The organism is Anaplasma platys, from assembly GCF_012790675.1.
Lineage (GTDB): Bacteria > Pseudomonadota > Alphaproteobacteria > Rickettsiales > Anaplasmataceae > Anaplasma > Anaplasma platys.
Genome location: NZ_CP046391.1, coordinates 897,273 through 909,709, shown reverse-complemented (window position 1 = coordinate 909,709; position 12,437 = coordinate 897,273). Strand labels below are relative to the sequence as shown.

Genomic DNA, 12,437 nt, shown 5'->3' with positions numbered 1-12,437 from the left:
TATATGGAGGAGGAGAAGCTAAACATAGCCAACATCCACTTGATTCCAAGTTTGCAGAAAGAACATGGGCTCAAAGACAAGGAATGGGAAATATCTTCCGGGGCCCTTTACGAGGTCATTAGATATTATACTAGGGAGAGTGGTGTCAGAGGTTTGAGGAGGGAGTTATCATCTTTGATGAGGAAGGCAGTCAAGGAGATTCTCACTAACAGAAACGTTAAGAGTGTTTCTGTCACCTGTGATAACGTGGGTGAGTACGCTGGGACCAGAAAATATGATTTTGGGGTGATGGAAAAGGAAAGTGCCGTTGGTGTGGTTACGGGTTTGGCCTATACTGACACAGGCGGTGACTTGTTGACTATAGAATCTGTTATGATGCCCGGAAGAGGGAGCATAAAATATACTGGTAAGCTCGGGGAAGTTATGCAGGAATCTGTAAAGGCCGCTTACAGTTATGTTCGATCGTGTTGCATAGCATTTGGCATTCGCTCCAAGGACTTTCAAGTGAATGACATCCATGTGCATGTGCCAGAGGGCGCAATACCAAAAGATGGACCGTCTGCGGGGATCGCGATGTGTGCGTCCATAGTGTCGTTGATGACTGGGATACCAGTTAAAAACACTGTTGCTATGACTGGGGAAGTGACCCTGAGAGGAAGTGTGCTTCCGATAGGGGGGTTGAAAGAAAAGCTCCTTGCTGCGCTGCGAGGTGGGATAACTACTGTGATTATCCCCAGTAAGAACAAGAAGGATGTTGCCGAGCTTCCAGAGAGCGTGAAGCGTCGCATAGAGCTGGTGCTGGTGTCAAGCGTTGATGAAGTGATTTCATGTGCTCTTTTAGCTCCGGTGGTTCCTTTAAGCGAGGATGAGGTGTTCATGGCAGGTGTGGCGAGTGCCAACGATGGAGATTGCACTTTATTTAATTAGTTGATAGACTCTCACTCTGGTTTACGGGTTTCTCGGGGGATTTCTCTTCTGTGCGTTTGGTGTGTGTGCAGGGGATGGTCCGCGTGTTGCTACGTCTGAGAATACTGGCTTATTTATGGAGATTGGAGAGTATGGGTTGGGACTTTAAAGGGTGCTAGCGAGGTGTGTCACCTAGCAGCTTACTGTGCTGTTTTTTTGTGGTCGGATATTAGAGAAAAGTCTTTCTGTTTGGTATTGCAAAAACTGGGGGTGTATCATCTTTTAGTATTGGTGGTCGCAGGTTGCTAGGAAATACTCGTTGTAAATTGCGGATCTGTGTCGTACAATTGGCCTTCAGGGGCTGTAGCTCAGCGGTTAGAGCGACTCGCTCATAACGAGGCGGTCGTAGGTTCGAATCTTACCAGCCCCACATGTGCTGTGGTGTATGGGGCGCCCATGAGGGTTGTGTTCATGGGATCTTCTAAATTCTCGATCCCTGCGTTGCTTGGTCTGCATGGTTCTGGTATTCACGATGTGGTGGCTGTATATACAAAACAGCCAAAACCGAAAGGACGTGGGTACTTATTAGCTAAAACTTCTGTGCATGAATTGGCTGAAAAGGTGGGGATTGCTGTGCGGTATCCTGCTTCGCTTACAGCGGAGGGGGAAGAAGCTGTAATCAGGGAGATCTCTCCCGATGTTATAGTTGTTTCTTCATATGGGCTGAAGTTGCCGGAGTGGACTCTTGCCACGCCTAGGTTTGGCTGCGTGAATATACATCCTTCATTGTTGCCCCGATGGAGGGGAGCTGCTCCTGTGCAGAGTGCGATCATGGCTGGGGATGCCGTTACAGGCGTGAGCATAATGAAGATGAACAATCTCATGGACGCAGGTGATGTTTATCTGCAGGAAAGAACGGAGATCGGTGATAAAGAAAATATAAATGATCTCAGCGCTAGGCTTGCCGAGATGGGCACGCGTCTGCTGTTGGAAGTACTCGGAAATATTGCTAATATCACGCCGAGGCCACAGGATGAAGGACAGGTTACCTTCGCTAATAAGCCGACTGAATTCAGGGTGAACTTCAACGAAAGTGCACAAGACATTTGCCGAAAAATTAGGGCACTATATCCAAAAGTATTTTTTATGCTTGATGGCAAGCGTGTTAGGCTTTTGGAAGCGGGGTGTTATGAGTCTGCCGAGAGTGGGCGTGTCGGGAGTGTTGTAGGCAACGATATGCGGATCCAGTGCGGCTTCGGAACCATACTTGCTCCTAAGGTGGTGCAGCCAGAATCAAGAACTCCCTGTGACATAAAGAGCTTTCTGAGTCGCTTCAAGGGTAAAGCAATTCCTACCGTCACGTAGATGATGCTCGCCTGGTTATTGGCCTTCACCCACCCGTGCTATATTTTTTGGGATCATTACATTGAAGTTGTAGTCCATCCAGAGTGGCATGGCTTTATGTTACATAAAAAATTCTCAGGTGTTTCCTGGAGTATACGTTCCGGGATTTGGCGACTTTTACTATTTTTAATGGTGCCATATCGTGTGTATTTATCATGCTGCGGTTTGATTCGGGGACGTTCTTCAGGGGTCTGAAAGGGTATGCAGTTTAACTGTTCTCCGGGAAAATGGGTTTGTGCTAATGATGCCTTACATTATGTCGAGCGGAACTGTTCAGCTTTATGGCTGATGAGTCGAGAATCTGAGGCCCTCTTTGCAAGTTTTCTAGGTTGTCAGGTGGGGGGGGGGGATTGCTGCGGTTTTATATAGTTCAAAGTGGGTTCGTTTTTCGGTTTGGTGACAAGCATGTGGTTCAGTTTGGCTCGCGACCACTCTAGCATTGACCTGTTTGGTGTTGGCAGTTGTGTGCAAGGACTTAAGCAGAGTTCCTTAAAGTCTCTACATAGAGTCATTATGACGTTGGTATCTCAAGTCAGAAGGGTATTTATCACACCATATGCGGCGCATATACGCGCCTATTGGCGCTAGGATGAAATGACATATGGCTGCTTTATGTGCACCATAAGGCTTCAGAGGACCTTTCTATGTATTGCAGTAGTACTTGATAGAGCACGGTGCCAACGCTTAATTTACATTCCCTACCGGATGTGTGGGTAGACGACAAGTCAATTATGTATAGACACAAGTGCATCTTGTCCTCAGACATGTAATTTTGGTACCCCATCAATCATCCTGATAGTGTTGATGATGCCGTAGGATAGTTGATATGCCAATAAGTAGGTCTTGTGCGGGGTATTATGGGGGAACAGTAAGGAAATAGTTCTGCAGCACGATGGGTGATGAACTTCCAGTGGCCTAAACGCCAGTTGAATTAGTTACGAAATTGTTCGAAGGGATACCGCGTTTTTTTCAGGCATATTGTGTCAATGAAATTGCAGGAAGTTTTTATAACTTCTGTATGAGCCATGGCCGGAAATCCGTTTTACGGAGGTGGTGATAAATTGACAATGCAGCCTTTCTCGAATAGCATTGGGCTGTTAACGGGTTTCATGTGTTGTGTTATGGCGGACCGTAGCTTTGTCATAGCGGCCTTCTACCGCTTTGTCCACTTGCATAATTATTATGATATGCGCTCCATGCTTCTGGATTTCTGTGTTGGTTGCGGTATGACCGGGACGGTTATACTGGCAGAACAAGGGATAAATGCTACTGTTTCTGGCAGCGGTGGGGCCATAAGTGAGTTTTTTAGTTTCTTGGATTTGGATGATAGGCTTGCTGGCATAAAACATCATAAGAGCTATGCGGATAAGTCGCCTTTTTCCAAGATGAAAGTGCTCCTAAAGAGTGAGGTTGTGCGATTGGGGATAGAGGATTTTGATTGTTCGTCGAGTGGGGTATACATCGAGCCAGAAGCTTGGGACGCATTTGTTTCCCAGCGGGGCGTGCATGTTATCGATACCAGGAATGACTATGAAATAAGGTTTGGGAGGTTTAGGAGCTCAATAAACCCAGGAACTAGTACCTTTAGGGAGTTTCCGGAGTGGGCCAGAAAATGGGCAGAGGACAAAGACAAGGATGACTGTGTAGCAATGTATTGCACTGGGGGTATTAGGTGTGAGAAGTCCACTGCTTTTATGAAGAGCTTGGGGTTTAAGAATGTGTATCACCTCAAGGGTGGCATTCTGAATTATCTAGAAACGAAAAAGAACATGAGCTGCACGTGGGAAGGAGATTGCTTTGTCTTTGATGACCGCGTTGCGGTGGATCGTAATGTCCTGCCTAGCAGGGATTTGAAGTGTGTGGAGTGTGCTGAGAAAGTGCATAGTGTAGATTTGAACTCCATAACAAGAGGACATGTAGTGTGTGGCAGATGCCGTGAAGAGGCCGCGGCTCCAGCAAGTATGGGCTAAGTTTCGTGCTTGGGGGTATAGTGCGCATTTTTCCTCTAGTTTTTGGGAATTGCAGTTTGCTGTGCAGTGTTTTTGAGTGTGGTTTCAGCATAAGCGGGTTATTGGTATGGGTGTTAAGGCTACCTTGGATCTTCACTTAGTATCTGACTCCACTTGTGAGACTGTTATATCGGTCGCGAGAGCGGCTGTGGAGCATTTTAAGTCTCTTGAAGTTAGTGAGTTTGTGTGGTCTCTGGTAGGCAGTGAACGCCACGTGGATAGCATAATTTCCAGTATAGATACCAGCAGAAATAATCTGATTATGTACACGGTGCTCGACGATAACCTACGCGAGTATCTCAAGAAAAAAGCAGGGGCACGCAGCATCAGGTGCATTCCGATTTTGTCTCATATCATAAGGGAGATTTCGTGTTATCTCAGCGTTACTAAAGACCCCAACGCCAATCCTCATGGTCTTAGTGACGAGTACTTTAACAGGATAGATGCGATAAATTACACCATTTCGCACGATGATGGTCAGGGTCTCTGGGATATTGACCAAGCAGACATAGTGATAGTTGGCGTTTCGAGGACTTCAAAGTCTCCTACCAGTATATACCTGGCTTATCGCGGATATAAGGTGGTAAATATTCCGTTTGTGCACTCAATAGCATTGCCTATAGATCCCTCGATCTTGGCCGATAAGCTTGTTGTGGGGCTTACTATTGATATAGATAGGCTGATCCAAATCCGGCGTAACAGGCTAATTTCCATGAAGCACCAGAGTAACTGCAACTACATCAGCTATGAACAAGTTGAACAGGAAATCAACGAAGTTTTGCAAGTTTGCACGAAAAACAGGTGGCCTCTGATAGATGTAACGCAGAAGTCTATCGAAGAGATAGCGGCAACTATAATTCAGCATTACAACAAGAAGAACAACAAGATAGGAGGTGATACGTTTTGTTGATAATGTGAAAAATGGCTCAGCAGATTGCCAATATTCTGTGGCGGTTTTAAGGGTGTGGTTTCATCTTCATGTACTTTGTTGGTAACCCAGGGTGCGGTGTGGTTGATGTAGCTGAGTTTGCTCGTGACTACTATGCCAGAAAAAAACTGAATATCTACGTTGCAAACGTTTGCAGCGGTGCTGACTCTCTGTGCTTTGACTACTATTATGACGGCACGGAAGAGCTGTGGTTTCAATATCGTCTTGGTTTTGAAACGGATGTTGAGATCTTGACTAATGAATTCTGCGACGCTTCTGGCTCTATGAGTTCAGTTTCCAGGTGTGAGAATAGTAGGGATGTTGATCTGGACTGCGTTGTTCTAGCTAGGGCTAAAACGAGTAAGGTTATGGAGGACGCCGCAGGTGCAGTTGCGGCAGTGAGTATGGCAAGATATATCCCCAGCATTTCCAGCAGCGCCCCCGACCAACAGTTAGTGCTGCCTAGCTATTGTGTTGTTGACAGAATCGGTTTTTACCCAATTGTTCCAGATGAGCGTTGGTTTGAACTGGTAGCCAGTTGTGGTGTGAAGGTAATCCAGCTGCGGGTAAAAGATAAGACGCTCCACGAAGTTGACGCAGTAGTTCAACGATGCGCTGAAATCTCCCGAAGGAGCAATGTAGCGCTCGTAGTGAACGATTATTGGGAGATAGCGAAGAAACATGGAGCATATGGTGTTCACCTTGGGCAAGACGACATAAAAACTGTTGACATGGACAGAATTGCCGGAATGTGTCTAGGCATCAGTACTCACTGTTACCACGAACTTGCCAGAGCAAGGTTTTACCAGCCATCGTACATTGCTCTAGGTCCCATATATGGAACTACGTCAAAGAAGATGCCATACAGGGCACAGGGGATCGACCTGCTAAGGGAATGGGTTGAATATAACTCATGTGGTGTGGTCGCAATTGGCGGGATTACGCTCAGCAACGTTAGCGACGTTCTAGAATGTAACGTTGGCGGTGTAGCGGTTATTTCAGCGGTGACCACGGCAGATAATCCTAAAGCTGTTATTGAAGAATTTTTATCAGCATGTGATATAGGCGGCAGAATTTAGCGTGTGAGCGGTATGTTTTTGATACCGATGCTGTTTCAGTGTAACAGCCAATGGTGTGATACATAATGGATGGTGCTGGAAGGTGTTCAGCAAATTTTAGTACGTCTCAAAGACTTAGTTACTCTAGCGGGCTCAAACGCTTACTGAGCAGAGGGCGTTGTGTTGGTATACCTAACACATAATTGGTCTATAATCCTGGTATATTGGTCATACGCTGCTAGGTGATCTCGACCTGTGTGCAAATATGTTGTTCTGGATGTTTTATAGTCCGTATTTAGGGTTGCAAAACTTCGAACTGGTTTAGTTTTATAGCTACGCTGCCTTGTATTATATGTTCTAGAGTTCTATGCTTGCTTTTACTGCATTTAGGCAGAGGTTAAGAGCTGCGGTGGCTGACTGCGGTCATTCTTTGAATAAGGCCTCTAGCCACTCTTTGGGCAGCACGCCTGCTGGTATTGCATTGGAAGTGAAGAAGGCAGGAGTATACTAAGTTGTCACTCTTCGGGTAATGTTTCGGACATATTCACGCTGGATGGGTTACTAACGCTGAGCAAAGAAATCATATTGCCACTTTTTTCCAGGATTTTAAACACGAACCCATGGAGGAGAAATTCTTCCCCTTCCTCGGGTATACGCTCAATGTCGTGCAATATCAACCCGGCAACGGTTGAGGCTTCTTCAGGTAAGCTCCAACGCAGTTCACGGTTCACGTCTCTAATAGGTGCTTCCCCACCTATGTGATACTTTCCATCGCCAACCGGGGTTATTAGACTTTCCTGTACCACATCATGTTCATCAGATATGTCGCCCACTATTTCTTCTAGTATGTCCTCAAGGGTGACAGCCCCCTGTAATGTTCCATACTCGTCTACCACGAGCGCAAGGTGACGACGCTTCTTGCGAAAGTTGTGTAACTGCACACTAAGTGGCGTTGTATCAGGCACAAACCATGGCTTGTTTATTATTCTGTAGATATCACTTTTTGTGACATTATTGTTCTTTTCGCGCACAAGGTCGGTAACGTCTCGCACGTGAACCACGCCGATGATGGATTCCTCACTTTTTTGCCAGATGGGAATTCTACTGTGATTACTCTGGAGTATCTGCTTGATGAGAGTGCTCACTTCTTCGTCTATATTCAAAGCAAAAAGGTTCTTCCGGTGCGTCATCACCTGTGATATTTCGGTCTGAGCAAGATCTAATACGCTACTAAGCATATCTAAATCTTGCTTTAGCATTGTACCTTTGCTGTCATGCATTAGGATCAAGTTTCTCATTGCATCGGCGGCGGAAACCATCTCACGTGCACCATTCGCACCAAGCAGTTTCAACATAAAGTTCACCATGTATCGCACCATTGACGACAATGGCAGAAGCACGAATGAGCAACAAGCAACAATCTTCGCAGTGCGTAAGGATATCTTCTCAGGGTTCTGCAAGGCGTATGTCTTAGGCAAAACTTCTGAAAAGAGGAGGATGAGGCACGTTACCGCGAAGGTTGAAACTATGATTCCCTCTCTGCCAAGGAGATTCAAGAACATTGCGGCGGCAACGGAAGATACTCCGATATTTGCGATGGTATTACCTATAAGCAACGTGCCTATGACTTGGTCTTTACGTTTACTAAGGCTATCAACGATCTTCGCCCGCCTGTCGCCATTCATTACCAACCTATGAATAGAAGAGGCACTAACGGATGTGAAAGCGGTCTCTGCTGCGGAGAAAAAAGCAGAAGCGAACAGTAACAGGACAAAAACAAACAACACTAGAGATCAGGAACCCATCCCAGCTACACTGTATACAACAATTCGAGATTCTTCAAGTTGAAAATTGTAGCAGCAGTTTTGATGCAGTAACAGTCAAAGTATCGATAATAATTACCATTTTTAATTAACTTTTATTCTTGTATAATTGCGAACGCTGCTGTGGACCAGGAGATTGATAAATTATGCATCCAATAGCTTACCTTCTTGATACAATCCTCAGCGTGTATAATTTCGCACTAATAGCGTGGGTTATTCTGGGGTGGCTTATAGCTCTACGGATAGTAAACGGCAACAACGACATTGTTTATAGGATATATGCTGCGTTAACTAGGATGGTGAGCCCTGCATTGTCATTTATTAGGAGATATATCCCAAGCATAGCGGGTTTGGATTTGGCTCCCATTGCACTTTTAATTGCAGTAGGCTTTTTTAGGTATGCTTTGCGTTACTACTTTTGATAGGTTAGCTGGTACTTAACGTATGGGAAGATACATTTCTACGTGTGTGATGGTGTGTATGTTCTATATTCCCTCGGTGTTCTTAACTACATCGGTTCTTTCTTACAATGCATGGGATTCCTCTTTTAATTCTTCAAGCGCTACTAAAGATTTCCAGACTACCAGCAATTCAATGGGAGCAGCAGGGGCATATGCAGGAGATCTCTTGGTTCAGTTTTTTGGCTTTGCCGGGGTTCTTCCAGGTGTTTTGCTGATTTTTAGAGCGCAGCAATTTCCTAATTTTATCAAGCGCATATACGTTCCATGCTCACTGTGCGTTACGGCAAGTGTTGCCGGGATACTATCCAAGTTAGTTCCAGAGGCAGTGGAGAAGTATAACTACGGTGGTTTCGTTGGTGACAAACTTTCAGAATTTTCTTTGACAGTTTTGATAGCTGTTCTGGCAGTTGCGTCTTGCTGTACTGTCGGGTGGAGTGGGACTTGGTTTTTGGCCAGAATAGTGGTAAATCGTCTGTCTTCGCTTCGCCTGAAGGTAAGCAAATATAGAATGAGCAAAACTAGGGACAGAAGGATCGATCCCGGTATTGCTGATGTGGCAGAGTATTTTGTCAATGAGAGTCAACAGCAGTGGCAACGGGGTGCTGTTACTTCAGGGTACCGTGTTGAGGCCGGCGATGACAGAATTGTGCATTCTCCCAAGAAGGATGAAGAGAGGCCAGGAGATACCCATCTGAGTGATAGGGTAGTGCGCGGGTTTGATAGCAATAAGGCTATTAGTGTTTTCTTTCCGGAGAAGCGTGATGAGGGGGAACGCTGCCGTGAGCAACGGCCGACAGTTGCGCAATCTTGGACAAATCCCATGATGCGTGATATGGGGGATACGGATGAGGATGATGACGAAGGCGGGGATGCCCGTATTTCCGAGTTTGCCAAAGAGTATGGTGATGATCTTGTAGCAGAGACTGTTCATCCACGACAACAAATGGGCTCGAATTTGCACAGAGAAACATCGGAATTTGCCGAGGAGTTATACGAGGGCGCTCCATGTGACGAAGATTCTGAGGGTGATCAATATTGCGAGGGCGAGGACGATTTTGATTACGAAGAGCGGACTAGTAGCGAGACGCACACCTATGGAAAGGACGAGCCCGAAGAAGAGGAATATGATGACGAGTCTTATGGCAGTGAGGGGGAGAACTATGATGATGAGTTCGATGATGGTGAAGGCGCAGACTCTTATCTGACCGAGCAATCTGAGCAGGATGATGAAGATTCATGGGGGGAGATGAAGAATATAGAGCTACCTCATGTCGATCTGCTTTCACGCCCCCCGCAGGAAAACAGGGCTGACACCGAGTGCGAGTACAAGGATGAATCTGAAGAGTTGTATTCTGTTTTAAAAGACTTTGGTGTACTCGGGAAAATCATTGCAGTACGTTACGGTCCTGTGGTGACCATGTACGAGTTTGAACCTTCTGCGGGAACTAAATCGTCAAGGATTATAGGATTAGCCGACGACATTGCCAGGTCCATGAGTGCCCTCTCAACGAGAATTTCTGTGGTTCCCGGGAGGAATATACTTGGGATTGAGCTGCCCAACCGCAAGAGAGAAATTGTTGTACTCAGAGATCTAATAGAAAGCAGTGAGTATCGTGATCTGGAGCTGAGGTTGCCCATTATTTTAGGGAAGGGAATAGATGGCGACCCGGTCGTTGGTGATCTAACCAAGATGCCACATTTACTTATAGCTGGAACTACAGGTTCGGGAAAATCTGTTGGCATAAATACCATGATTTTGTCGCTTTTGTACCGTTTAACCCCTGATCAGTGCAGGATGATCATGATTGATCCCAAGGTGCTTGAGCTGTCAGTTTACGATAATATTCCGCACCTCCTCACGCCGGTGGTGACCGAGGCTAAGAAGGCAGTTGCGGTCTTAAAATGGGTTGTTGCGGAAATGGAAGAGCGTTATCGTATGATGTCCGCAGTGGGGGTGAGAAACATCACCGGATACAATGAAAAAATTTCTATTGCTGCCAGTAGGGGTGAAGTTTATGAACGGGTGGTACAAACTGGATTTGATCGGACAACCGGCGCCGCGATATTTTCCAAGAAGAAGGTAAAAAACGTGCCGTTACCCTACATCGTGGTTATTGTAGACGAAATGGCGGATCTGATGATTGTTTCGGGCAAGGAGATAGAATCATCCATACAAAGATTATCACAAATGGCGCGTGCCGCTGGTATTCACATTATTATGGCTACACAGAGACCATCTGTTGATGTGATCACTGGGGTCATTAAAGCTAACTTTCCAACAAGGATCAGCTTTGCTGTTACATCAAAAATAGATAGCCGTACGATTCTAGGTGAGCAGGGTGCTGAGCAATTACTAGGCATGGGTGATATGCTCTATATGGTTGCTGGTGGTAAGATAAGGCGTATTCATGGAGCTTTTGTAAGTGATAGCGATGTGCAAGATGTGGTCAATCACCTGAGAGAACAGGGCGAGCCGCGTTATGTGCATGAAATAACCAAGCTCTTGGATCACAACGATGACATAGACATTGAGGATTTTGACGACAGAGAAGATTCGCTCTACGAGCGCGCTGTTGCCCTAGTGCTTAGGGACAGGAAAACGTCTGTAAGCTACGTACAACGCCAGTTGCGTATAGGATACAATAGGGCGGCAAACCTTGTTGAGCGGATGGAACGAGAAGGAATCATAACTCCAGCGGGGCACATGGGCAAAAGAGAAATAGTTGGCTAGGGCGCATTGCGTAGCCGAAAATATTGTGGGGGTTATGTAGTATAGAGCCATGAAAGCACCTAAGTGCGTTTCTCAGGTAATTTTATGTGGGTTAGAGCCCATGGCAAAAAAATCGTCGTAGCTAAAGCAGCGGCTAATAGAAGGCGGGAGTTTGGTTGTCACTCTTCTTATGGTGTTTCGGATATATTCACGTCTGATGGGCACTAACGCTGAGCAAAAAAATCGTATTGCCGCTTTTTTCCAGGATTTTAAACACCAACCCTTGTAGGGGAATTCCTCCCCTTCTTCGGGAATACGCCCAATGTTGTGCAATATCAACCCCGCAATCACTTATAGTTCGGTGCTTGTTGAATACGTACTATGGCAGTGGTTGGCCATAAGGATATTTTTTCCAGGACCGCTTTTATAGACCGTGCAGTATGGCTATATGTGTTCTTAAGAATGTTGGTAAGAAGACCTCAACTAACTGTCCAGCGGTGGTGCTGTGTTGAGCAGCTGTTCTGAAAACTATCATAATACGAAAATATGGCTTTGAGGGGGCGTTTCCAATTGTCCAATTTTACATGGCAAATGGGTGATGGAATTTAGCATTGTGTGAGCCCTGATTTTACAGGGCGAGACTGCGCTTTACATAGGGGCTTTGTCTCATGGCACCTAGTTTGAACTGTGGGGAAGTCTCTACTGGACAAAGAAGCTAGTAGTTCTCTGATGATGCAGTTAGTACAAACGGGCTAATGGGGGCGATTAATCGTGCAATTATATGGTTGAAGAAATATCCCAAATTCTCTTCGACCAACTAATAGAATGTTAAGTAGTGTTTTTGTAAAAGTAGGTGAACACCTTGCGCTGATATTTTACAGTCTCGCTGCAGACCTTCTACAAGACATATTCCGTGTCGGTGTCAAAGCCTTTAACGTAGAATTGTAGTCATGACTTGTCTATGGCACTAAAGATGTTTTGTTAGAAGAAGTATTATGGGAAATTTTCAACCACTGTGTGCTTCAGAACATTGCCTGAAGCACGGACACATCTGCATGATTACAGGTACGTCTCGTGCGTGGACAAATAACAGGCCACATAAGAGGATTTCACACTGAATTCCCTATGGATAAGCAAG

Annotated in this window: 9 protein-coding genes and 1 tRNA gene; 9 read left to right on the top strand and 1 reads right to left on the bottom strand. The window is 45.6% G+C overall.

The window, feature by feature from the left end; genetic code table 11:
* From ANPL_RS03470 to thiE, 6 genes are all read left to right on the top strand, one after another.
* Positions 1 to 927 (top strand): S16 family serine protease (locus tag ANPL_RS03470; protein WP_272899036.1); only part of this gene is annotated, 927 nt, incomplete at its 5' end.
* Positions 928 to 1,263: 336 nt separating this feature from the next.
* Positions 1,264 to 1,336, top strand: a tRNA-Ile gene (locus ANPL_RS03465).
* 26 nt (positions 1,337 to 1,362) lie between these two features.
* Complete coding sequence (gene fmt / locus ANPL_RS03460) at positions 1,363 to 2,271, top strand: methionyl-tRNA formyltransferase (protein WP_169193364.1); 909 nt, start codon at positions 1,363 to 1,365, stop codon at positions 2,269 to 2,271.
* 1,160 nt (positions 2,272 to 3,431) lie between these two features.
* Positions 3,432 to 4,280, top strand: a complete 849-nt coding sequence (gene trhO, locus ANPL_RS03455) for an oxygen-dependent tRNA uridine(34) hydroxylase TrhO (protein ID WP_169193363.1) — start codon at positions 3,432 to 3,434, stop codon at positions 4,278 to 4,280.
* A gap of 106 nt (positions 4,281 to 4,386) precedes the next feature.
* A complete protein-coding gene (locus tag ANPL_RS03450; protein WP_169193362.1) occupies positions 4,387 to 5,229 on the top strand; it encodes a pyruvate, water dikinase regulatory protein in 843 nt (280 codons plus the stop codon).
* A gap of 68 nt (positions 5,230 to 5,297) precedes the next feature.
* Entirely contained in the window at positions 5,298 to 6,326 is a 1,029-nt protein-coding gene (gene thiE, locus ANPL_RS03445; RefSeq protein WP_236822801.1) for a thiamine phosphate synthase, read from the top strand.
* Between the two features lie 494 nt (positions 6,327 to 6,820).
* Here thiE and ANPL_RS03440 read toward each other — a convergent pair whose 3' ends face one another.
* Positions 6,821 to 8,092 (bottom strand): HlyC/CorC family transporter, encoded by a 1,272-nt coding sequence (locus ANPL_RS03440; protein WP_169193360.1) that lies wholly within the window; start codon positions 8,090 to 8,092, stop codon positions 6,821 to 6,823.
* Positions 8,093 to 8,274: 182 nt separating this feature from the next.
* Here ANPL_RS03440 and ANPL_RS03435 point away from each other — a divergent pair, with 182 nt between their 5' ends.
* The 3 genes from ANPL_RS03435 to ANPL_RS04825 all read left to right on the top strand — a co-directional run bounded on the left by ANPL_RS03435 (position 8,275) and on the right by ANPL_RS04825 (position 11,527).
* Entirely contained in the window at positions 8,275 to 8,550 is a 276-nt protein-coding gene (locus ANPL_RS03435) for a YggT family protein (protein ID WP_169193359.1), read from the top strand.
* A gap of 22 nt (positions 8,551 to 8,572) precedes the next feature.
* On the top strand, positions 8,573 to 11,320 hold the full coding sequence (locus ANPL_RS03430; RefSeq protein WP_236822800.1) for an FtsK/SpoIIIE family DNA translocase: 2,748 nt from the start codon (positions 8,573 to 8,575) through the stop codon (positions 11,318 to 11,320).
* Between the two features lie 84 nt (positions 11,321 to 11,404).
* Entirely contained in the window at positions 11,405 to 11,527 is a 123-nt protein-coding gene (locus tag ANPL_RS04825) for a hypothetical protein (protein ID WP_272899035.1), read from the top strand.
* The last annotated feature ends 910 nt before the right edge of the window (positions 11,528 to 12,437 follow it).